Origin of the sequence: Pseudolactococcus reticulitermitis, assembly GCF_002260845.1 — a bacterium.
GTDB classification, from domain to species: domain Bacteria; phylum Bacillota; class Bacilli; order Lactobacillales; family Streptococcaceae; genus Pseudolactococcus; species Pseudolactococcus reticulitermitis.
Genome location: NZ_BEDT01000003.1, coordinates 218,904 through 244,083, shown reverse-complemented (window position 1 = coordinate 244,083; position 25,180 = coordinate 218,904). Strand labels below are relative to the sequence as shown.

Here is a 25,180-nt window from a genome sequence, read left to right as displayed (position 1 = left end):
AAGACTAACAAAACAAAAAAGACTAGGCTCACCTGAGATTGCCTAGTCTTTTTTGTTTTGTCTTAATCCTTCGACACAAAAGTAATCACATAGGCATCAATCAAAATCCTAACCAATATTTCTAGTGGCAACCTAGAGTGAACTTCATAGTCATTGATTGATGATATCTGAGATTTATAGCCTAAAATGGTGACATCAGATAATTTGGCAAGTTGAGAGTGACTATTTGTTGTGAAGGAAATCGTTTTAATGCCATCATTCTTCGCATTTTTGGCAGCCGTGACCAGTTCTTCAGTTTCACCATTGAGTGAGAGAAAAATCGCAACTTGATTTTTTTCTAGCCGCTTGCTGATAATGGTGATGATATTGGGGTCGGTATAAATTTCTGTATATTTACCTAAAAGCTGAAGCTTGATCTGAGCTTCGTGAGCAGTATACTCAGTTAAGCCTCTGGCAAAAATCATAATTTTTTTCGCACGATGGATGCTGTTAATGGCGTCATCAAATTTTTGGTAGTCAATCATATTGATGGTTTGGACGACTTCGTGTTCATTTTTCAAAATGGCACGTTTAATCTTGGCATCCATGTTTTCAATAACGTGTGACTGAATATTGGTCTGCCTATCCGTTCTCAGATGATGTTTGAATGACGAAAAACCATCATAACCTTGCTTTTTCATGGTTCGAATGATGGTTGCTGTAGAGACCATCGCCTCTTCGCTTAATTGAATAATCGAATAATTTGAAATATCATCCAAATGTGTTTGGATAAAATGCCAAAGATAGCTTTCAGATTCGCTGAGTGGTTGCATATTGTCGTCCTTTTTCCTTAGTTTCATTATACAAAAATAAGCACAGAAAATGGTATCAAAAATACTTTTGACAATGTTTTCAGGAGTTAGGGCAAATCTTGTCAACATTGTCAGCCTGAAAACGGCTATAATTGGTCTATAAGCTAATAAACAGAAAGGAATGCGTGTCATGACGAAACTATATACTTGTACGATGAATTTAGCAATTGATTTATTCATTGAAACAGATTCAATGTATCCGGAAATTGTGAATCGAACGAATGCGGATGATATTCAAGCAAATGGGAAAGGCGTCAATGTGTCGCTCATCTTGAAACAATTAGGCGCAGAGTCGACAGCTTTAGGCTTTAGTGCGGGCTTTACAGGTGCTTATATTGCAGATTACTTGCAAGACAAGGGGATTGAAACAAAATTTGTCGATGTGGCGGGTTTTACAAGGATCAATGTTTTCACACAGGTATTAGACCAACAAACTGAGTATAAGTTAGTGAACAAAGGGCCGAACATCTCCCAGGAAAAAATGAAAGAGTTCTTGACACTGTGCCGTCAGATTGAAAAGGATGCTTTCTTAATCGTATCGGGCAGCCTACCTCAAGGCGTGTCAGAATTAATTCTTTTAGAAATTAGTCAAATTTCTAAGGAGAATGGTTTCCATTTGATTTTGGATACTTCATACGATTGTGTCTTGGAATGCTTAAAGGACGAGCCTTACTTGATTAAACCAAATGAGGAAGAAATTTGTCAGTGGTTTGGTAAAACGGCGATGACGGTTGAGGAGAGTATCGCAAGTGCTCAGAAATTAATCGCCATGGGGGCGCAACGAGTTCTACTTTCTTTAGGGGCAGATGGTGCTGTATATTTGGATAAAGAAAAGATTATCCGCGGGAATTCGCCTAAAGGAAAAGTTGTCAACACTGCTTGTGCAGGCGACACCTTGTTGGCAACTTTCTTGCAGGGGCTTATTACAGGGCAGCCGCTTAAAGAAAGTTTAAAGAAAGCCATTGCGGCAGGTAGCTCAACTGCCTTTAGACAAGGCTTAACGGACTTTCAGGATGTTCCGAACTTAATGGCACAGATTCAACTATCACAGGTAGATTTATTTGTTTAATAGGAGGAAATGAGATGGCGAACTATCAATTGATTGCAGCGACAGGCTGCCCGACAGGTATTGCGCATACTTATATGGCGCAAGAGGCTTTAGAAGCCGCGGCGAAGAAAAAAGGCATCACGATTAAGGTCGAAACGCACGGGCAAGTGGGGATTGAAAACGAATTAACGGCTGAGGAAATTGCAGCAGCAGATGCGGTGATTATTGCAGCCGATAAGGATGTCCACCCAGAACGTTTTGCAAGCAAAAGACTGATTAATGTTTCGGTGACGAAGGGTATTAAGGAGGCTGATCAGTTGATAGCTGATGCACTTGCAGGCAAAGGAAAAATTGCGGGTGGTGTCGTTTCAGAAAAACAAGTTGAACGCTTGGAAAATGAAACAGAACACGGCGAAGGACTGGGGCGTTTTATCTATAAGAATCTGATGAATGGTGTCTCGCATATGTTACCATTTGTTGTGGCAGGTGGTGTTCTGATTGCCATTTCCTTCTTGTTTGGGATTTATTCTTACGACCCTGAAAGTAGCCAGTACAATGCTTTTGCTGCCCAGTTAAAAGATATTGGTGGGCTAGCCATGGGCTTGATGGTACCGATTTTATCAGCCTATATCGCAGAGGGTGTGGCGAAACGCCCCGGTTTGGTTGTCGGCTTTGTTGGTGGTTTGGTCGCTAGCAATAGTGGCACAGGTTTTCTAGGTGGGATTGTCTCAGGTTTCCTAGCTGGAGCTGTGGTGCTTGGTCTGATACGCCTACTAAAAGGACTGCCTAAACAGTTGGACGGTCTGAAAGCGATTTTCTTATATCCCGTATTGGGTGTCTTTATCACGGGTTCGCTCATGTATCTCCTAGCAGGGCCGATGCAGTCGGTCAATGCAGGCATGATGCGTTTCCTGTCAGGATTTGAAAATTCTAATCCCTTGATTTTAGGTCTGATTGTTGGGTCAATGTGTGCCTTTGATATGGGTGGTCCGGTGAATAAAGCGGCTTATGTCACAGGAACAGCGTTGTTAGCACAAGGCAATACAACCTTTATGGCAGGTGTTTCCGCTGCTTGTATTGCACCACCATTGACAACGGGAGTTGCCGTGCTCTTATTCCGCAAATATTATGACACGAGCGACCGAAATGCTGGTTTGGTCAATATTATTTTGGGATCAACGCACATCACGGAAGGGGCGATTCCATTTGCTGCGAAAAACCCCTTGTTCAATCTGCCGAGTTTTATGATTGGCTCGTCGATTGCGGCGATTTTAACCTATACCTTTAAGGTTCAAGTGCCCGCACCTCATGGCGGCTTCCTAGTCTTACCAGTCGTGACACATGGCGCTTTATGGGTCATTTCGATTTTGATCGGCTCTGTCGTTGGTGGTTGCTTACTGGGTATGATTCAAAAACGTGGTGTTGAAAAAATGGCTAAAGCTGAAAGAGAAGGTGAGGCTACGCCTGAAAAAAAGTCTGACGTCATGACGCTGCCAACCGAGCAGCTTCTAAAAGAGAATCAAGTGCTGGTAAATCAGAATTTTAAAACCCAAGATGACGTCTTTGGCTTTTTGGCCAAACAAGCCGTGACCATCGGCATCGCCAATGATAGCGCTGCTGTCTTTAAAGATTTGAAGAAACGAGAAGCAGAAGGGTCAACAGGGATGATTGATGGTTTTGCGATTCCGCATGCCAAAAGCGCTGCCATTACGACACCGAGTATTTTGGTCGTGAAATTGGAGGCGGGCATTGAGTGGCACAGCTTAGATGGTCAGTTGATTAGGACGGTCATCTCACTATTGATACCTGAAAAAGAAGCTGGCCGTGGGCATCTGCAACTCTTATCTAAAGTGGCCACCTTGCTCATGAAAGATGACTTTAAACAGCAACTCAATGTCTTAAAGGATTCGGCAGATATTGCCAACTATATCAATGCACAACTGACAGAGATGGAGTAAACGAAAAATGAAAAAATTGTCACCTGAAAAACGACTCGCCTTGGCTAAATTAACGACTAAGGACGGTATCATTAGTGCCCTTGCCATTGATCAACGTGGTGCTTTAAAGAAAATGATTGCCAATTATAAAGATGAGGTCACAGCAAAGGATATTGAAACTTTTAAAGTCATGGTTTCAGAAGAACTGACACCCTTTGCATCTGCCATTTTGCTAGACCCTGAGTATGGTTTGCCAGCAGCCCATGCGCGTGCTGAAACATCTGGCTTATTACTCGCTTATGAAAAAACAGGTTATGATGCCACAACGCCGGGGCGCTTGCCGGATTTATTGCCAACTTGGTCTGTTAAGCGGCTGAAAGCGGCGGGTGCCGAGGCTTGTAAGTTCTTATTGTATTATGATGTGGCTGAAGAGGCTACCATTAATGACCGAAAACACGCCTTTATCGAAAGATTGGGCTCAGAATGTGAAGCAGAAGGCTTGCCTTTCTTCTTAGAATTAGTCTCTTATGATGCACAGATAGCAGATCCGACAAGTGCAGACTATGCCAAAGTGAAACCCCATAAAGTCAACGAGATGATGCGCATTTTTTCTGAACCTCAGTATCAAGTTGATGTCTTGAAAGTTGAAGTACCCGTTAATATGGCCTATGTTGAAGGCTTTGCGACATCTGAGGTTGTTTACACACAGGCAGAAGCAGCGCAACATTTTGCGGCACAATCAGCAGCAAGTGAGCTTCCTTTTATCTTTTTAAGTGCCGGTGTCAGTGCTGAACTTTTCCAAGAGACCTTGCACTTTGCCAAAGCATCCGGTTCGACTTTTAATGGCGTCTTGTGCGGTCGTGCCACATGGACCAATGCGGTTGAACCCTTTATAACAGCAGGAGCTGCTGGTTGTCGGACATGGCTTAAAGAAACTGGTAAAGCCAATATTGAGCGTTTGAATCAGGTGTTGGCACTAACAGCGAGTTCTTTGTATGATAAGGTGTGCTAGAGAAGCGTTATAAGTTGGAGTGGCGTGATTTCTGATGGTGACGACTTTTCTAGAGGTGTGAGTTTGAAAAAAACACTTAAAATGTTAGATGAACAAGGGTATCAAGAGAAAAAATAAGGGGAAGAAAAACTCAATGACTTCTTTGGATGTTGAGGTTGTGATATATGTTGAGTAATCTCGGCATTTTTTTGATAAAATAAAAGATATGAAAAAGAATCAGGTGCAAGGATGAATTTAACCCTACATGAAATCGCAACTGCCGTCAAGGCGCAAAACGATGTCTCAAAATATGAGAATTGTGTGCTTGGCAAGATCGAGTTTGACAGTCGGCTCATCAAGTCTGGCGACATTTTCCTGCCCCTAAAGGGGGCGCGTGATGGCCACGATTTTATCTCGACGGCTTTCGAAAATGGCGCTGTTGTCACGCTTTCAGAGCAAACGGTGGCCTTTCCTCACATTTTGGTCGTCAACACAGAACAGGCGTTTCAAGATTTAGCCCGCTATTATCTGGCTAAAACGGCGGTCGATGTCATCGCTATCACCGGCAGCAACGGCAAAACGACGACCAAGGACATGACCGCGCAGATTTTGGCGACGACCTATAAGACCTACAAAACGCAGGGCAACTACAACAACGAAATCGGCCTGCCCTACACCGTCCTCCACATGCCCGACGACACTGAAAAGCTGGTGCTGGAGATGGGGCAGGACCACATGGGCGACATCCACCTGTTATCGACTCTCGCTAAACCGAAACTTGCGGTCATCACCTTGATTGGCGAAAGCCACCTGGAGTTTTTCGGCACGCGCGAGAAAATCGCTGAAGGCAAGATGCAGATCGTCGACGGTTTGGTCAATGGCGGTGGGCTTATCGCACCTGCTGACAAAATCATCAACGCCTATTTACCTGATAATCAGAAAATCACGCGGTTCGGTGCAGACGCGGATATCTACCTGACAGCTCTTTATGAGCATAAAGACCACCTGACTTTCACGGTTAATTTCCTAGATGAAGATTTGACCATCCCAGTTCCCGGGAAATTTAACGCGACTAACGCTATGGTGGCAGCTTATGTTGGCACAGTGGAGGGCGTTTCACCGCAACATATCAAAAAAGCCCTAGCCCATCTCGATCTGACTAAAAATCGTGTCGAATGGCTCAAAGCAAGCAATGGCGCGGATGTTTTATCAGATGTCTATAATGCCAATCCAACAGCCATGCGCTTGATTTTGGAAACCTTTCAAGCGATTGAGCCCAATCCGCAAGGGCGAAAAATCGCTGTCTTGGCAGATATGAAAGAATTGGGCGAGCAATCAGCGCAGCTCCATGCTGAAATGATTACCGCACTCAATCCTGAAAAATTAGACTTGCTTTATCTGTATGGGCAAGACATGTTGCCTTTGGCACAGTTAGCGATGGAGATTTTCCCACCTGAAACTGTCAAATATTTCCGTAAGGATGACGAAAAAGATGAGTTGGACGTGCTTACGAAAACCTTGCTTGCTGACCTGAAACCTACGGATCAAGTCTTGCTCAAAGGGAGCAACTCCATGCGTTTGGCAGAAATTGTGAAACAATTATAATATAAGTTATTATATATTTAGAAATGATTGAAATGACAAGCTAACACCTGTTAATTAAGGTGCTAGCTTGTTTTTATTGTTTGCAATAAATAACAGAATAGCTCTATATCGCCAAAAATACTTTGAAAAAAGATTAAAAGAATTGCTTAAATGAGTTACCAAAAAGGCAAAAGTATTATATAATAGACAGGTAAACAAATATCAGGGAATTGTCCTTGATATTCAGGCTATAAAAAATATTGAGGAGTATCCATTTTCATGAAAAAAGGATTAGCACGTGGTCTTGTTACAGCAGGTGTTGCGTTGTTCGCAGTTGTAGCATTGGCAGCTTGTGGGAGTAAAGGGGCTGATACAAAATCAGAGGATAAGACAATTGACGATTTGAAAATTTCGTTTGTCCCATCTCGAAACCCGGATGACATTGCTGTTGCAACAAAGCCGATGGCATCATTGTTACAAGATGCGCTTAAAAAACAAGGCTATACCGTGAAGAAAGTTGACGTGACTGTCGGTACAAACTTTGAAGCAGTCGGAGAAGCCTTGGCCTCTGGTGCTGCTGATGTTGGTTACGGCGTTCCAGGTTCAACTTATGCCTTGTATAAAGACGACGTGAATGTTATCTTGACAGCGACACGTGCGGGTCTCAATAAAGATTCAAGTGACGCGAAAGATTGGAATGATGGCAAAGCGACTGAGCCAACGGATAAACAAGCGACAAGCTACCGTTCAATCTTGGTCACTGGTCCATCAGAAAAAGGCCAAGCCTTGGCTAAAAAAGTCAATGCTGGCGAAAAATTAACATGGCAAGATTTAAAAGATGTCAACTGGGGTCTTTCATCAACAACCTCAGCTGCAGGATATGTTTACCCATCACTTTGGTTAAACGATAACTTCAAGCACACTGTTATGGACTTAGCGCATACAGTGACAATCGATTCTTACGGTTCTGGTTTGGCACGTCTGGCGTCAGGTCAAATCGATGTCTTGCCAATGTATGCAGATGCGCGTCGTGATTACGCTGAAGCTTGGACATCAACTTACGGTCAAAAAGAATCAATCTGGGCTGAAACAAACGTGATTGGGGTGACACCAGCGATTTACAACGACGGTATCTTGGTTTCGAAAGAGTCTAAAATCATGACACCTGCGTTCCAAAAAGCCTTGCAAGCAGCGATTAAAGACATGGCAACAACTGACGCAGGTAAAAAAGTACTCGCTGTCTATTCACACGAAGGATATAAAGATGCAAAAGAATCTGATTACAAATCAGAATTTGCAGCAGAACAATTGTTGCAAAAAAACGCTAAATAAGCTAGATATTAGCGTGACTAACTAAAACGCAAAAAAACAAGCAGTCAGACAAGCGTTGACTGTTTGTTTTTCGTGTCTAGGACAGTTTCATCGCTCTGTTGATACTAGCAAAGCAGTCATCTTATCCCCCTACTAATAAGGAGCAATCAGCTAAATGATTAAGTTCGAAAATGTTTCAAAAGTTTACCCCAACGGCACCCGCGGTCTCGAAGATATCAATCTTGAAATTGAACAGGGTGAATTTGTAGGGATTATTGGTACGTCCGGTGCTGGGAAGTCAACGCTTATCCGCACGATTAATGCCTTAAATAATATCACAGCAGGGACGCTTATCGTCAATGATACTGATGTTGCCAAACTCAAAGGTAAGGGACTGCGTGAATTCCGTAAACATGTCGGGATGATTTTTCAGTCTTATAATCTTGTGCCACGTGTGTCCGTTATCCGGAATGTCCTCAGCTCTCGTGTGCCCAATATGTCTTTTCTCAAAGTCTGTTTTGGTCTCTTTTCTAAAGAGGATAAACTCAAGGCTCTCGATGCTTTAAATCGTGTGGGTATTTTGGACAAGGCTTATATCCGCGCAGACCAGCTTTCTGGTGGCCAACAACAACGGGTATCATTGGCACGGGCTTTGGCTCAGGATGCTGACATTCTTTTGGCGGACGAGCCGGTTGCTGCACTTGATCCCGTGACAGCCCGGGAAGTCATGGATGATTTCAAACGCATCAACCAAGAGTTAAATAAAACAGTCCTGATCAATATCCACCATGTGGCGTTGGCGCTTGAATATACAGACCGCATTATCGCTGTGAAAAAAGGTAGAATCGTTTTCGACGGCCCATCTAGTAGCGTGACGCAAGCCATTTTAGATGAAGTTTACAGAAAAGAGGCTTAGGATGTATGATAAAATTTTTAAGCCTAAAAAATTAGTCTTGGAATCGGGCGAGGTCGTTTACGAAAAAGCGACCCGCACACCGATTATCTGGCTTATTGTCATTGGTCTTTTGATTTTTTCGCTCAAGTTTACGAGTTTTCAATTTTCGGCACTCATTGAGCGTGGCTCAAACTTCTTTGATATGCTCAAAAGAATGATGCCGCCTGATACAGGTTACTTGCCTAAGGTCATCAAACCCTTGCTTGACACGATAAAAATGAGTTTTATCGGGTCGATTATTGGGAGTGTTCTGGCGATTCCATTTGCGATTTTGGCATCTAGCAATATCGTGCATAACGTTTGGCTTAACAAAATTGTGCGGGTAATTTTTACTTTCTTGCGGACATTGCCAACGCTTGTGACGGCTTTAATCGCCACCTATATCTTTGGTCTGGGCACCTTTGCAGGAACGCTTGCCATTTTCATCTTCTCATTTTCTTACATGGGTAAACAGATGTTTGAAGTCATTGAAACCGTTGATATGGGTGCCTTTGAAGCCATGGAATCAATGGGGGCGACTAAAATTAAAGCCTTCACTTTTGCCATTGTGCCACAAATTATGCCGATTTATCTGTCAACAACCCTCTTTAACTTTGAAGGAAACGTCAGATATGCTGCGATTTTGGGTTATGTCGGTGCCGGCGGTATCGGGATGATTTTGAATGACCGAGTGAATAATCGAGACTATACCAGTGTGGGCATGATTTTACTTGCTTTACTTGTGACCGTAATGACGATTGAGCTGGTGAGTCAAGTCATTCGTCGGAAATTGACCTAAGGAGGCTGACATGACAGATTTAATCAAAGAAAAATATGCACAGCGTCCTCGTCGCTGGCCTTACTATTTGTTGATTTTCGCCATTGTGGCAGGCATTTTCGTCTGGTCAATGACCGTGATGAAGATGTCAGGAATGTCAGAAAAAGGCACAGCGATTGCAGGCAATATCTTCAAGGGAATTTTTCACCCAGATTTAAAATTCCTCTTTGCCCTTGATACATCTGGCGTTGGCTACCTTTTGCTCCAAACCATTGCCATTGCCATTTTGGGGACTTTAATTGGCGCGATTATCGCCATACCTTTATCATTTTTATCAGCAACCAATATGATGCCGAACTGGATTGCTTATCTGATTCGTCTGTTCATTATGGCTTTGCGGACTGTTCCACCTTTCGTTTATGGTTTGATGTTTATCCGTGTGACAGGGCCTGGACCATCTGCTGGTGCTTTGACTTTAGGACTCATGTCAATCGGGATGATTTCTAAACTCTTTATCGAGACTATTGAAGACTTGGACCAAGGAATTTTGGAGTCCATGGAGGCAGCAGGTGCAACAACCTTCCAAAAAATCCGTTTTGGCGTCATGCCTCAGCTCATGCCTGATTTCTTGTCTATCTTGCTCTATCGTTTAGATATGAACTTGCGGGATGCCAGTATCTTAGGTCTTGTTGGCGCGGGCGGTATCGGCGCACCGATGATTTTCGCCATGAGTGCTTATAAGTGGCCACAGGTTGGTTCTATCTTGATTGGTCTCTTTGTCTTAATCCTTGTGATTGAGCAAATTTCTGATCAAATTCGGTCTTATTTGTTGAAAGGATAATCTTTTCATGAAAAAAATGAAGATTTATTATACCAGTGATGTGCATGGCTATCTCTACCCAACCGATTACCTCTCAGATGAGGCACAAGGCATGGGGCTCATGCAGGCGATTATTGACTTTGACAAAGATGAGAATACCCTCGTGATTGATGGCGGCGATATTTTCCAAGGCTCGCCGTTTATCAATTATTTTCAAAATCAAAAACGGTCTGATAATGGCATCGCTAAAGTCATGAATGCCGGTGGCTATGATCTCATCACACTAGGCAATCACGACTTTAACTACGGTTTTGATTTTCTAAAAGAAAATCTCTCAAACCTAAATGCCCAAGTCACAGCGGTCAATATCTTAGACAAGTCTGGTGTGCAACTCTTTCCAGCTCAGATTAAGACACTTGGCAATGGCTTGAAAATTGGTTTGATAGGTGCCGTCACGGATTATGTCAATATCTGGGAAAATCCAGAAAATATCGCAGATATTCAAATCACACCAGTCTTTCCAGCCATGAAAGCTGAGCTTGAACGCTTGAAACCACAAATTGATTTTGTCATTGGGATTTATCACGGTGGCTTTGAGGCTGACTTGGCAACAGGTGAGCGCTTGTCTGATACCGGCGAAAATGTCGGCTATCAACTCCTAGAAGAACTAAATTTTGACCTGCTTTTGACTGGCCATCAGCATGCAACAATCGAGGGACAATCTATCCACGGAACTTATACTTTACAGCCACCCAACATGGCACGTAAATACTTCGAGATTACCGTGAATTTTGACGATAAGCTGCAACCGAGCATCACGAGTGAGCTGAAAACGCCAGGGGTTAATCAGTCTCCTGACTTGAAAGCAGCCTTGGACGACCTCCAGACTGAGGTCAATCGTTACTTGGATAGACCTATCGTTCATCTCGATACCGAAGTTGCGGCGCAAAGTCATTTGGACTTGGCGCAAACCAGCAACGTTATCCTCGCGCTCACTGCCCATGTTCAAAGGCTTGCGACAGGGGCTGAACTTTCAATCGTCAGCATGAATAACAATACCCTGTATTTGCCGCAAGACGTGAAAGTTCGGGATATTCTGAGAAATTATCCCTATGATAATACCCTCTTTTTGATGAAGGTTACAGGGGAGCAACTCAAGCAAAATCTTGAGAAGACTGCGGAGTATTTTGCTTTAGAAGCGGGTCAAATCGTCATTAATCCTAAGTGGTTGGTGCCGAAAACGGAGCATTATAATTACGATTTCTATTACGGTCTGGACTATACACTGGATGTGTCACAGCCAGTCGGTAGTCGTGTGCGTGAGCTGACTTACAAAGGTCAGCCAGTTCAAGACACGGATGTCTTGAGTGTGGCGCTCAATAACTATCGAGCAGTCGGTGGTGGCGAGTACAATGCTTATAAAGTAGCAGAAGTTGTCCAAGACACAGGTCTGACAATTCAAGACTTGATGATTACCTATTTGGAAAAAACAGGTCAGTTGCAGGTGGATGAAGTGTTGCAGTTTGAAGTTGTATCATCATAAATAAAATAAATAAAGTCTGGGACAAAAGTCCTCAGTTAAGAAAATAGAAAAGTAAACCTACCGGTTTGCTTTTCTATTTTTTTGTATTGTATCGTAGGAAGAGTACGAGTTTATCGAGAAAACACATTATTTTTACCAATTTCGTATTGTTTTGGCAAAAGAATATCAATTTCGCACAAAAACAACCTATTTTGTTTCATTCAGATATTTTTGAGACGCTACTTGGACTACGATTTTAATAAAATTAATATAATTTCCATATTGTTTTGTAAGCTAAGGACATCATGCTATACTATAATAGTATAGTTAGAGTTTTTATATTAAAAAATAAAATAACCTTTGGATTTTTTTAGATATTGTAAGGAGAGGTGGATTTAAGTAACGAACACAAAAAAATCTGTATTTTTTGAATTCTCCTAAGGAACATAGAAAAAGTTTAACGGTTTATTTTGAGAGGTATCATTTGTTAGTAAACAGGATAAGAAATAGTCATAGGAAAGGGAACATCATATGAAAAATAATAAGAGGACGAGTCGAATGCTTGTACAAAAACTAGGTAAGGTACTCATGGTACTTATATTACTTTTCGGTAGTTTATCTGGTTTTTCCATACCAGTTTATGCAGCAACAGGCGGAACTAGTGATAACCCGACGATTCTTAATGCTGACCAAGGAGAAGCAACACTGACCTCTGGTTATTACGAGTTGCAAGGAAATTTTACCAATAACGGCCGATTGACTATCAGTGGTGATGTCCACCTCATATTGAATGATGATGCTAATGTCACGATAAGTGGTGGCATAGAATGTGGCTCAGATAATTATCTCACAATAGAAGGTAATGTTGGTAGACTGACCGCAATAGCTCGTTCTGGAACTGGTGCCGCTGGAATAGGTGGCAATGAGTATGATAAGGGTGGTATCATCACCATTAATGGTGGAAAGATTACAGCGGAAGGTGCTAGATTTGGTGCGGGTATTGGTGGAGGAAATAGAGGCTCGGGAGGAAACATTACTATCAATGGCGGTGAAGTTACAGCCTTAGCTGGAGATTCTATTCCTGGTTATTTAGGTATGACACTTGGTAATGGTGCGGGTATTGGTGGAGGTGCTAACGGCTCAAATGATTCAATCACCATTAATGGCGGTGTGATTACAGCTAGAGGTGGTGTGCTTGGCGCAGATATCGGTGGCGGAGGTGCTGGTTCAGGGGGTACCATCCTTATCAATGGTGGGACAGTTACATCTGCGGGTGGTGATAAAAAAAATATAGGTTCTGGAGATCTTATGACTCCTAATGGCCAGGTTATTATTAATGGCGGTAGCATCAAGGGACGTACATCGACCCAAGCAACAAATGGCACAGATAACCTCTATCTTACAACGCTCACGGTGGGGAGTGGTACAAACGGATTAGAGTTCACTGCTGCAGGATATGGGTTGAACGGTAAGATTAGCAAAAATTATGGCATGAATGATGTTGTAACTCGTGATGGGGGTAAGGTCTATATCTATCTACCATCGGCCAATTACACGGCCAATAGCATCGCTATGGCGACCTCTGATGCCGATAAGTATGATAATGGTGCTTCAATCAATGTAACCACATCAGGTGCAACAGGTACGCTAGGTAATAGCAGTAGTCATGTGCTTTCTAATGCTACGTTGAACGTAAAAAAAGATGGTACCTCTTGGCACAAGCATGGCCGATCTCTCACTAGTCCACACGCTACTTTGAAAAATGCAGTAAGCGAAACGGCGACGCTCTACAGTTTCCTTACAGGTCCATTTGACGTTTATGATAGTTCGGCCAATACTGGCGTATCCATTGCTAGCAATAACATTGGAACACTGAATTATAAAACCACAACCGCTGAAGATTTTTCTTTATCGACTAATACAGTAGTATATGATGGTAAACCAAAAGCAGTAACTATTACGCCACAAAAAGGCATAGGAACCATAACATCATACTATACTGGCGTTGGTAGTACGATTTATGATACAACTACCACTGCGCCTAGTGATGCGGGCACATATACCGTAACCATAGACGCAACGGAGGGAGTATGGGATAGTGGGATACTCTACTTAATGGGGAACGGGTTGGATACTGGGACACTAACGATTAACAAAGCCACCATTACGAACGGTGGTGGCGCAACTACGGTTATATACGGTGATGCTTTTTTTAACGACAATAAGTTAGACCTAAGTGCCTTAGATTCTTTGTTCAATATAGATGCAAATGCAGGTGTGAGGACATACACACTTGATACTGGTGGTTCTGGTCAAGGGACAATGGATGAAGACAATAAGACACTTAATGTTACCACTGTTGGAACATTTATCATTGGGCTTGAGACAGCAGAAACGGCAAACGCGATAGCGGGAGAAAAGGTAACTGCGACTCTGACCGTGATTCCCCGGAAGACGTCTTTTAAGGTTGCTGATCTTACCCCTGTTTACTATACTGGATTAGCGCATACGCCGACGGTGACGGTCAAGGCTGGCAGTAAGACATTGATGCTTGATAAGGATTATAAAGTTGACTATAAGAATAACGTCAATCATGGAACGGCAGTAGTTGATATAGTTGGAGAGGGGAATTACGCAGGCAGTAAAGGAAGAAAAACTTTCACTATAAATCAAGCAACACCAAGCATTATTCTTTCCGCTAGCGGAAAGACCAGACCGGGCAGTGTGTCTTTGACAGCAACTTTACCAGGTGATGCGACTGGAACAGTAATGTTTTACTACGGCAGCTCTATACCAGTCGGACTCCCTGTAAGTGTGGTAGCGGGTTCGGCGCAGATTGATTTCACTCCAGTCACTGCGGTTAATGATTATAATTTTACAGCTGTCTATAGTGGTGACACAAACTATGAGACTTCAACAAGCAATATAGTCGATCATAGTTTTATCAAAGGAGAACAAGAAGCGCTTGCTCTCTCTGGACTTGACGCTAACTACACCTATGGCACTGGTTCTATTACGCTCGGCACGACTGGTGGCACGACCGATGGTGCGGTGACTTATAGTTCTAATAATCCTAATGCAGCAGTTATCAACGGTAATATCTTGACCATCGTTGGTGTAGGTGAGTTCACAGTCACAGCTGAGATGGCAGGCGATGTGGACTATAACGCTGTTTCCGTCACAAGTTTTAAAGTGACGGTCAATCCCGCAACTTTGGATGCGACAATTACACCGAAAAACAAAGTCTACGATGGTTTGGTAACTTCTGAAGTTGACACGATTAGCTATACAGGTATCCTGATTGGTGATCAGGTCGAAATCAATGGTGGTAGCATCCAGTTCGACGATGCAGATGCAGGCGAGGTTAAAACGGTTAGCGTCGATCAGCCGTACACCTTGGCGGGAAATGACGTGAGCAACTACGTGCTCGGTGCGATTCAGGTCAACACAGCGGACATTAGCCAAGCTGAGCAAGACGAACTGAAAATTACGGGTCTTGACACGATTTATCTAACTAGTGATGCTCCTGTGACTCTTGGTGTGACGGGCGGCACGACGAATGGTGTTGTGACGTATACGTCTAGTAACACGAGCGTTGCGACGATTGCTGGTAATATCTTGACCATTGTCGGTGCAGGTGATTTCACGGTGACTGCGACCCTAGCGGGGGACAACAATTATCATGCCGTGTCAACGACAAGTCGCAAGGTGACGGTTGACCAGACGATTTATACAGTTCTTAGTCATTTCGGCAACTGGTCTGGCACTGGGACGGTAGCAGCGCGTGTCGATGCCGACGAGACTAAATTCTTCCGACTGATGTATGACGGAAAAGAAATCGATGCGGCTAATTATACGATTACGCACGGAAGTACCATCATCACTTTGAAAGAAACACATCTAAAAAATTATGCCGCTGGGACACATTGGTTTGTGGCAGAGTTTTCAGATGGTAGAAGTGAACGGATAAGACTTGATGTTACACAAGCGAAAGCAGGGGATAAAGGCTCAGATAAAGGCGTAGCGATTAACAGCTTGCCGGAGACTGGAGCACCTAACGATAGTGAAAAAACAGCAACAGGTGTCTTACCAACGACAGGCGACATCGGTAAACCGATTGATTTACTAATCTCGCTTATTGGCCTAGCCCTTTCTGGTTTGATGTTATGGTTTATTGATCACCGCCGTAAAGTAAATTAAGAAAGTAACAGCGTCAAAAGATTAAAAGACAAGTATGTCAGCAGATATGCTTGTTTTTTGGGTGAACCGTTGCAACAAAAAAAGCGCTTCTCGAACGCTTTCCTTAAATGAAGTGATAGGTGTTGCACAATCAATACCAACCATTGGCGAGGTGGAACTGCCAAGCAGCTTCCCATGAACCGTAGCGGTCAGCGACATAGGCGTCGGCGACACGTTCTTGATTTTCAGGGGAAAAGTCGCCACCGAGGTAGGATGCTGTCAGTTGGTAACGGCCGTAGTATTGCCCATTTTGCGCGGTGTAGGAGCCGCCAGACTCAGTCATGGCAATCGCCTCTTTGGCAGAGGTTGCGGTAAAGCCATTATTGGTTGCAATGCTCGCTGTAGATTGTGTCGCGTTAGTGATTGGTGCAACAGCAGGGGAACTAGGCGCTGCATTTGGTTTAGTAGGTGTTTTACCATCAGTCTTAGTACTTGTATCGAATTTGAGTTCTTGTCCGACATAAATTAGGCTGATATTATCGATATGATTATTTGTTGCAATCGTTTGAATGTGTGCTTGATCATGGAAGAAGTCATCTGAAATGCTTGATAGGGTATCACCAGATTGAACGGTGTAAGTGACTTGGTCAGCGTTAGCAGTTTGGTTTGCCACTAAGAGACTGCCGGTAAAGAGTAGACCAGCTAAAAGTGCCATTGTTTTAAGCGACAATTTAGCTGTTGTGTTGTTTGTGTTGCGATTATAAGTTTTCATGTTGTTCATTTTAACAGATAAGCGTGGCTATCATATGAAAGATTCATGAATTTTTAATGACGAATATGACAGTTTATTACAAAAGACCTTTTGTAAATATGGTATAATAGAGGTAATTGAGTAAAAATATGAGCTTATAAATGATCTGCGACCCCGTGCTAATCCAGCTGTGGTAACAGTCGCTATCATCACTTAAAGGAAGAACAATGACATTAGAAACAGATATTAAACGCAGACGCACCTTCGCCATCATCAGTCACCCAGATGCAGGGAAAACGACGATTACTGAGCAATTGCTCTATTTTGGTGGTGAAATTCGGGAAGCAGGCACGGTTAAAGGCAAGAAAACCGGTCATTTTGCCAAGTCTGACTGGATGGATATTGAGAAACAGCGTGGGATTTCGGTAACCTCATCTGTCATGCAGTTTGACTATGCCGGCAAGCGCGTCAACATCCTAGATACACCCGGGCATGAGGATTTTTCAGAAGATACTTACCGAACGTTGATGGCGGTAGATGCTGCGGTCATGGTGATTGACAGTGCCAAGGGTATTGAGGCACAGACCAAAAAACTTTTCCAGGTTGTCAAACAACGTGGTATTCCAGTCTTTACTTTCATCAATAAACTTGATCGTGATGGGCGTGAGCCACTTGATTTGCTTGCAGAGTTGGAAGATGTCTTAGGCATTCTCTCAACACCGATGAACTGGCCGATTGGTATGGGTAAAAACTTTGAGGGTCTTTATGACATGCACAATAAACGTCTGGAACTCTATCGGGGAGATGAACGTTTTGTTGATTTTGCGCAGGGCGAGCAAGTTTTCGCACAGAATCCTTTCTATCAACAAGCCAAAGATGATATTGAGCTGATGACGGAAGCGGGCAATCCTTTTGATGCTGAGGCGGTTCTCGCTGGTGAGTTGACACCTGTCTTTTTCGGGTCAGCCTTGACGAATTTTGGGGTGCAAACTTTCCTTGATTCATTTTTAGATTACGCGCCTGAGCCGCAGGGACACAAGACCACAACTGATGAGGTGGTGTCACCTACGACTCCTGAGTTTTCAGGGTTCGTCTTTAAAATTCAAGCCAACATGGACCCACGCCACCGTGACCGCATCGCTTTTGTTCGGATTATTTCGGGCGAGTTCGAGCGTGGGATGTCGGTCAAGCTGGCGCGGACGGGTAAGGCCGTGAAGCTGAGTAATGTGACCCAGTTTATGGCGGAGGCGCGTGAGAACGTGGAAAATGCCGTGGCTGGTGACATTATCGGGGTGTATGATACGGGGACTTATCAGGTTGGCGATACGCTGACAACGGGGCAGCTTAAAGTGACATTTGAGCCACTGCCAACCTTTACGCCGGAACTTTTCATGAAAGTTTCAGCGAAAAATGTCATGAAACAAAAATCTTTCCATAAAGGCATTGAGCAGTTGGTGCAAGAGGGCGCGATTCAGCTTTATAAAAATTACCAGACTGGCGAGTACATGCTAGGTGCTGTCGGTCAGCTCCAGTTTGAAGTCTTCCAACACCGCATGGTGGGCGAGTACAATGCCGAAGTGGTCATGACGCCAATGGGCAAAAAGACGGTGCGCTGGATTAAGCCAGAAGATTTGGATGAGCGCATGTCTAGCTCACGTAATATTTTGGCTAAAGACCGGTTTGACAATCCTTTATTCTTGTTTGAAAATCAGTTTGCAGAACGCTGGTTTGCGGACAAATATCCGGATGTTGTCTTGAGTGATACACCGTTTGTTGAGAGATAATAGAGTAAGTACCTGAAATTCCGATACTTGTGTGTCGGGATTTTTCTCTAAAAAAAATTCTTTCTTCTATTTGTAATGAGTTACTAAGCCATACAAAAGAAAAGGAAAAATTTGCTAAATTTATCAAATTTTTTGTTTTAGAAACATATTATGGGGTATAATTAAGAATACGAGATTAATATTAAATATTTGGAGTAAGCGATGTGAAGAAAATACATTTAGAGGATTTAAGTTCAACTGAGTTTGAACATTTTGTGAATGAAATTATTTCTTTGAAATTCGAGAAAAAGATACACTCTTTTGAAGAAGGAACAGATGATGGTATTGATGGTATAGACGATTCGCTTAATCCTAGTATTATCGTGCAGTCAAAACGATATAAATATTTAAATTATGCTACTGTTGAAAACGAAATAACAAAAATAAAAGCAGTGGCTAAAAAAAATAATTGGAAAAATTTCAATTATATCATAGCGACTAGTTCTCCGATGACGCCTGATATGAGAAAAAGAATAAGAGAACTTGGTAAGGCTATACTTATTTCTGAGGAAAGTATTCTTTCAAAGTCTGATTTTGATAGAATTTACACTGAAGAAAAATACAAACCAATATTTGATAAATTTGGATTAGTAGAAAGGGATATTACTCAAGTTATTGCTGATGTAAAATTGTCAGGACTTGATGTGGAATCAAACTATTTTTTTTCGGATGTACAAAACGATGCCAAATATTTTGTTGAAACTCATGCTTTTGAAAAAGCATATTCTGCTCTCATGATGGAAAAACAAATCATGATAACTGGTGAGCCAGGTGTTGGGAAAAGTACAAATTCAAGAATGTTAGCGCTTGCGTTTTTGGCGCGAAAAGATGAAAAGTTTACCGTTATTGAGCGAAACGTTGGTGAAATTGATAAAGTGATAGATTATCAAACGGAATTTAATAAAGATACTCCAGAAAATAAATTATTGGTCGTTCTAGATGACTTTCTAGGACGGAATTCTTTGGATTCGGGAGAATCTGATTTTAAGCTTGTTGAAAGATTGAAAAGGATTGGAAATCCATCTAACAATTTATATATTATCTACAATACAAGAACTCAGATTTTAAAAACTGCAACTAGTCAAAATATCGAGTTTGAAAAGACAATTTCAGATGGTTTTGGAAATCGAATTGTCAATATTGATTTATCAATGTACACTGATGAAGAAAAAGCATACATTCTATGGAATAATATCAAAAAAGTATATGATAAGTTACCAAATGATGAGATGAAAAAACTTAGCATTGATTATGAAACATTGAGAGATAATAAAAATTATCGGCTTATTATAGAACACAAAAATTTCAATCCTCGTTTGGTAGAAATGGTTGCAAGGAATTTTCAAAAAGGTAGAAACTCGGAAACTTATTTTGAATATGTTCTTAGGATGTTTGATACACCAAACGATGTTTATGATGAACCATTTGAAAAATTACTTGATGAAGAAAAATACTTACTAGTTTTGTTGTACTCTTTTGAGGATTATCCATTTGAAATTGAGACGTTAGTGGACGTCTACAATTCTTTGAAATTGAATTCAACAAGTGATGTGCACAACATAATATTTAAATTATCTAATTCTTGGATAAAAATCATTGATTATCCTAAAAAAGGTAGGTATGTTGATTTTGCTAATCCTTCAATTATTGATTACCTATCGAAAAAGATAGAAAATTTACCAAGTATAAAAAAAGAAATTTTAGAAAAAGTAGACCATTTAACGGTTATTCTCAAATTATTTGGTGTCCCCAAATTATATGAAGTGATTTTGAAAAATGGAAGTTATGAAATATATAGGGATTCTAAAAATTTTTCAGGAGAATATATAAATTGTTTTGCAGAAAGAAACGATGAGTTAGGGTTTGAAAAAGTTCTTAATAATTTTGAAGGTAAATATTATGCTAAAACAGATACAGTTAGAAAATATGGTGAGGACTTACTTATTGATGGACAAACTTATTTATTTTTTAATGATGCTGGAAAAAGAGGAGATTGGAATTCAATATTGACTTACATTAATAATTCGGATGTTTTGAAGAAAAAATTTACCTTTGAATTATTATTTCACAATAAAAAATTGGCAAAAAATATATTCTCTTACTCTGACGACAGATATATTGATGATATTGCCGTAAAATTAGATATGATGATAAAGGATATCTATGGAGAAAATTTAGAGCAAAATGAGCTGATTGAATCTAGCGAAGAAATAATTGGAGTAAATGTTTTTTCTGAGTTACTAGAGTGGAAAAGTTTAAGTTTTCAAAATGAGTTTGATGATATGGTTTGGGAGTATTTTGATTTTGATAGTAATCTTCTACGTAGAGTGGCAGAAGAAGGGATTGAGGTGATTGTTGAAGAATACTTAGAGGAAAAAATTGAGTATCTATCCTTAGAATTAAATATATTTTTTAAGGAATATGAAGACTATTTATTGAGTAATCTTGATGATAGTTTTTTCAGAGAAGAAGTAGAGAACGTTATAGAAAATTATTCAATTCCAGATGATGAAGGTGATGACGAAAGCTATTATAAAGAGGATAATTTAAACAAAGTTGATGAAATTTTAGATAGACCACTTGAAAATTAATAAAAATCGAGCAAATTCTACATTTAATATGAAAACGTATTCTTGAGTACATCCCTACCATTTCCCCCAAAAATGTGCTATACTGATTAAGTTGTCCAATTGGGGCAACCGTAACTCGATGGAGTATTTGGATTTAGCGTTTTGAGCTTGTTTGCTTGAAATGCAGATAAGTTTTTATATCGTGATAGTTGTGAGGTGTCGCATTTTGAAGGCATCTCAGCTATCGGAAATGTCGATTTAACAGCATTTTGACACAGAAAACTAGAAAAAATAACCGAAAACTCCACTTCTATATGAATGGAGAAACACTTGAAATTTTCAGAACTCGGATTGTCAGAAGACATCCTATCGGCCATCTCTAAAGCTGGCTACGAAACACCAACACCGATTCAGGAACAAACCATCATGCTCGCCCTTGATGGCAAAGATGTGATTGGTCAAGCCCAAACAGGTACTGGTAAAACAGCCGCCTTTGGTCTACCAACCTTGAATAAAATTGACGTTAATGGTGGTTTACAAGCGATTGTCATCGCACCGACACGTGAATTAGCAGTCCAATCACAAGAAGAACTTTTCCGTTTTGGTCGCGATAAAGGCATCAAAGTGCGTTCAGTCTTTGGTGGTGCCAGCATTGAAAAGCAAATTAACGCCCTTAAATCTGGCGCGCATGTCGTGGTTGGCACGCCTGGTCGAATGGTTGACTTGATTAAGCGTCGTGCCTTGAAACTTGGCGATATTGAGACATTGATTCTCGACGAAGCAGATGAAATGCTGAACATGGGCTTTATTGATGACCTTGAATTCATCATCAAAGCGACACCTGCTGAGCGTCAAACGCTCTTGTTCTCGGCAACCATGCCTGACGCCATCAAGAAAATCGGCGTGAAATTCATGAAAGATCCGCAACACATCAAAATCGTTTCGAAAGAAATGACGTCTGATTTGATTGACCAATACTACATTAAGACAAAAGAATTCGAGAAATTTGATGTCTTGACTCGTTTGATCGATGTGCAAAGACCTGAATTAGCGATTATCTTTGGTCGGACTAAACGTCGTGTTGACGAAATCACACGTGGTTTGAAATTGCTTGGCTACCGTGCTGAGGGGATTCATGGCGATTTGGCGCAACAAAAGCGGTTGGCTGTCTTGCGCGATTTCAAAAATGATAACCTTGATGTTTTGGTTGCAACTGACGTTGCGGCACGTGGTCTGGATATTTCTGGCGTAACGCACGTTTATAACTACGATATCACACAAGACCAAGAATCATATGTTCACCGTATCGGCCGGACAGGTCGTGCTGGTAAATCTGGTTTGTCTATCACTTTCGTGTCTAACAATGAAATGGGTTACTTGCGTGCCATTGAGCGTTTGACCAAGAAAGAAATGAAAGGCATGAAGCCACCAACACGTGAAGAAGCTTACCAAGCTAGTCTCGCTGTTGCTTTCGACGACATCAAACGTGATTTGACTGATCCAAAAATCTCAGCCAAATTGGAAAAATTTGATGAAGATGCCGAAAACTTACTTGCTGAATATGATGCCAAACTTTTGGTTTCACTTTTATTGCAAGCCAAGGTTAATGATCCTGATACACGTCCTAAAGTAGAAATCGCTGCTGAAAAACCACTACCATTTAACGGTGAAGGTGGCGGACGTGGTGGCAATCGTGGCGGTGGCAACAAACGTCGTGGTAACTATAACCGTGATCGTCGAGGTGGCGGTGGCGGTCGCAATCGTGATGACCGCAACAAAAAAGACTACTACAAAAAAGATAAACAAAAAGTTCACCCTAAAGCGACTGAAAAGAAACCTGGTTTCGTGATTCGCAATAAGGGCGATAAATAAGACGAGAGTGATGTTAACCAAATTGGTTAGCATCATTTTTTTATCGTTTATAACCTATGATTAATTCAGGACAAATGTTATTGAATTTGTTATAATAAAATTTATATAAAATAAAAAGGAAATGAATAATCATGAATAAAGTATTTGACAAAGGGATTGACAATTTATTGGATTTTAATTGGAAAATTTTAGTTAAAGAAGGTTTAAAGATAGCGGTTGATTCTTGGGAGAAGTTTGATACAAATTATAATAAAAATTTTAAGAAGTATTTTGAAACTTCTATTGAAAAGTATAATAAAGTTCCGACAGTATTGAATGATGACAGACAAGAATTGTTGTCTATATATCAAGAGAGTTATTTAGAGTATAAGAAAATAGAAGATAATAATGAACATATAGTAGACAAAGACAGAGTGTTATCTTCAAGTGTTGAAAATTTATTGAGCATATCAAATTATTGTTGGATAACAGGATATGGAGGTATTGGGAAATCAACAATGTTAAAATATTTCTTTTTAACATCAATAATTAATAGTAGTGAAAAAAGTAAGATACCTGTATACATAGAACTAAGAAAGTATAATTATGATCCTAGAGAGAGAAGAGGGTTACTAAAATTCATATATGAAGAAATGAAGGTTTTAAATTTTGACTTAGAATATAAGTATTTTGAAAATATGGTATCAAAAGGTAGATTTTTATTTTTATTAGATGCATTTGATGAGATAAATTCTTCATATATGACAAAATTTCTTATTGAACTTGATGAGTGTATGACTAGTAATTGTGACAATAGCTTTATTATTAGCAGTCGAAATATGCCCAAAGGAAATATTGATACAGTAGATGGACTAAAAAATTTTAGTACTAAAGGTTTGACTTTAGAACAAGCAGTATCTTTGATAGAAAAACTGAAGTTTTATCCTAATGATTTGAGAAACATATTCAAAGAAAAATTATCAGAAAGTCTATTTTTAGAATATGAGAGTTTGGCTCAGAACCCAATTCTTTTGATGTTGATGCTTAGAACTTTTGCAAAAAATTCCAATTTTCCAAAGGAGAAGAGTAGTTTTTTATTGAAGGTCTTTATTGTACTATATGAAGAGCATGATGGTAGTAAATTGGGAGGATTTAAAAGAGAATTAAAGACAAATTGTAGTGAAGCAGAGATTAGAAAGTTGTTTTCTAAATTTTGTTATGTGACGTATTTTAAGTATAAAGGTGAGAAAAAAGAGTTTAGCATTTCTGAGATAAAGGATATATTGGATAAAATAATATCATCGGAAAAAATTGATGTTGATATTTCAAAAATATTGTATGATTTTTCTGTTTGCTTATGTTTGATATATAAAGAAGGTGAAAAGTACTATTTTGTTCATAATATTTTTCAAGAATTTTATGCTGCATATTGTTTATATGGATTTAAACAAGAAGAACAGAAAAAATTTTTTACTAAAAGTTTACTCGATAGTAAAACTGAGGGAAGAGCATACAATTGGAGAGTATATTTGACTACTTTTGAATATTATAAAGAACTTGATAACATTCATAAAAACAGATATTTTGATGAAAATGTGGTGTTGCCTATTTTGGAAGAAATAGAGACTGCTCCAAATTTTTTAGGATATGAGTATGAATTGTCAGAATTTTATTATTATAAATTAATCAATAATAAATATGGTAATAATCCTGGAACTTTAGTCTATTTTCCTTTTGGTTTTGAATTGTACAATGCTAAAATTAAATCAAGATTTCTTTATTATATTAGTTCAGATAATGAAAAAGAATATTTTTCTGAATTTGATAAATTAAATACGTCTGATAGAGGACTTTTTAGGAAAAGGGTATCTTATTTTTGGAATAATGGTGGAAAATTTTTCGAAAAAAATGTTAGACGTGAGATATTTATTGTAACTAGAGAAGAAGAGAATCCAGAATCAGGAGTAGAATATAGATTGGTTAAGATTCCTACATCAGAAATAGTGAAGGATGAATTGTTAAATCAAGTGTTTAAGATAGCCAATTTGTATAGAAATATAGAAAAATTATCACTATATCGGAATAAGATTGAAAATGAGAAAAAAGAAGAACAAAAAGAAATAGACTTTCTATTAGGGTTAGTTAACTATTGAGTGTATATGGGAAAGCATATAAAAGTGATATAAGATAAAACTGAAAAGTCGGCAACGGCTTTTTATGTTATAATAAA

16 protein-coding genes are annotated in these 25,180 nt (G+C 40.2%); 14 read left to right on the top strand and 2 right to left on the bottom strand.

Annotation, left to right across the window (positions count from 1 at the left end; genetic code table 11):
* Positions 1–62: 62 nt before the first annotated feature.
* Positions 63–812 carry a MurR/RpiR family transcriptional regulator gene (locus RsY01_RS07160; protein WP_094784874.1) on the bottom strand — a complete coding sequence of 250 codons (750 nt, stop codon included), beginning with the start codon at positions 810–812 and terminating at the stop codon, positions 63–65.
* A gap of 169 nt (positions 813–981) precedes the next feature.
* On the opposite strand from RsY01_RS07160, the gene pfkB reads away from it, so the two are divergent.
* From pfkB to RsY01_RS07110, 10 genes are all read left to right on the top strand, one after another.
* On the top strand, positions 982–1,920 hold the full coding sequence (gene pfkB / locus RsY01_RS07155) for a 1-phosphofructokinase (protein ID WP_094784963.1): 939 nt from the start codon (positions 982–984) through the stop codon (positions 1,918–1,920).
* A 14-nt stretch (positions 1,921–1,934) separates the two neighbouring features.
* Entirely contained in the window at positions 1,935–3,857 is a 1,923-nt protein-coding gene (locus tag RsY01_RS07150) for a PTS fructose transporter subunit IIABC family protein (RefSeq protein WP_094784873.1), read from the top strand.
* 7 nt (positions 3,858–3,864) lie between these two features.
* Positions 3,865–4,848, top strand: coding sequence for a tagatose-bisphosphate aldolase (gene lacD / locus RsY01_RS07145; protein WP_094784872.1), 984 nt, complete (start codon positions 3,865–3,867; stop codon positions 4,846–4,848).
* Between the two features lie 228 nt (positions 4,849–5,076).
* Positions 5,077–6,432, top strand: coding sequence for a UDP-N-acetylmuramoyl-tripeptide--D-alanyl-D-alanine ligase (locus RsY01_RS07140; RefSeq protein ID WP_094784871.1), 1,356 nt, complete (start codon positions 5,077–5,079; stop codon positions 6,430–6,432).
* Between the two features lie 258 nt (positions 6,433–6,690).
* Positions 6,691–7,743, top strand: coding sequence for a phosphate/phosphite/phosphonate ABC transporter substrate-binding protein (locus RsY01_RS07135; RefSeq protein WP_094784870.1), 1,053 nt, complete (start codon positions 6,691–6,693; stop codon positions 7,741–7,743).
* Positions 7,744–7,897: 154 nt separating this feature from the next.
* Positions 7,898–8,638: a phosphonate ABC transporter ATP-binding protein gene (gene phnC, locus RsY01_RS07130; protein WP_094784869.1), complete on the top strand. Its 741-nt coding sequence runs from the start codon at positions 7,898–7,900 to the stop codon at positions 8,636–8,638.
* A gap of 1 nt (position 8,639) precedes the next feature.
* On the top strand, positions 8,640–9,455 hold the full coding sequence (gene phnE, locus RsY01_RS07125; protein ID WP_094784868.1) for a phosphonate ABC transporter, permease protein PhnE: 816 nt from the start codon (positions 8,640–8,642) through the stop codon (positions 9,453–9,455).
* 10 nt (positions 9,456–9,465) lie between these two features.
* The gene (phnE, locus tag RsY01_RS07120) at positions 9,466–10,275 is read left to right on the top strand and encodes a phosphonate ABC transporter, permease protein PhnE (RefSeq protein ID WP_094784867.1); all 810 of its coding nucleotides are present in this window, start codon (positions 9,466–9,468) and stop codon (positions 10,273–10,275) included.
* Between the two features lie 7 nt (positions 10,276–10,282).
* Positions 10,283–11,797, top strand: a complete 1,515-nt coding sequence (locus RsY01_RS07115; protein WP_094784866.1) for a bifunctional metallophosphatase/5'-nucleotidase — start codon at positions 10,283–10,285, stop codon at positions 11,795–11,797.
* A gap of 567 nt (positions 11,798–12,364) precedes the next feature.
* A complete protein-coding gene (locus RsY01_RS07110; protein ID WP_274519420.1) occupies positions 12,365–15,976 on the top strand; it encodes a beta strand repeat-containing protein in 3,612 nt (1,203 codons plus the stop codon).
* A 130-nt stretch (positions 15,977–16,106) separates the two neighbouring features.
* On the opposite strand, the gene apf is transcribed toward RsY01_RS07110, so the two are convergent.
* The gene (gene apf / locus RsY01_RS07105) at positions 16,107–16,727 is read right to left on the bottom strand and encodes an aggregation-promoting factor (RefSeq protein WP_094784864.1); all 621 of its coding nucleotides are present in this window, start codon (positions 16,725–16,727) and stop codon (positions 16,107–16,109) included.
* A 206-nt stretch (positions 16,728–16,933) separates the two neighbouring features.
* Between apf and RsY01_RS07100 the strand changes: the two genes are divergently transcribed.
* The 4 genes from RsY01_RS07100 (at position 16,934) to RsY01_RS07085 (ending at position 25,103) form a co-directional block, all read left to right on the top strand.
* Positions 16,934–18,490: a peptide chain release factor 3 gene (locus RsY01_RS07100; protein ID WP_094784863.1), complete on the top strand. Its 1,557-nt coding sequence runs from the start codon at positions 16,934–16,936 to the stop codon at positions 18,488–18,490.
* A 203-nt stretch (positions 18,491–18,693) separates the two neighbouring features.
* Entirely contained in the window at positions 18,694–21,120 is a 2,427-nt protein-coding gene (locus RsY01_RS07095; protein WP_157905796.1) for an nSTAND3 domain-containing NTPase, read from the top strand.
* A gap of 309 nt (positions 21,121–21,429) precedes the next feature.
* Complete coding sequence (gene cshA, locus RsY01_RS07090; RefSeq protein ID WP_094784861.1) at positions 21,430–22,971, top strand: degradosome RNA helicase CshA; 1,542 nt, start codon at positions 21,430–21,432, stop codon at positions 22,969–22,971.
* A gap of 131 nt (positions 22,972–23,102) precedes the next feature.
* Positions 23,103–25,103, top strand: coding sequence for an NACHT domain-containing protein (locus RsY01_RS07085; RefSeq protein ID WP_094784860.1), 2,001 nt, complete (start codon positions 23,103–23,105; stop codon positions 25,101–25,103).
* The last annotated feature ends 77 nt before the right edge of the window (positions 25,104–25,180 follow it).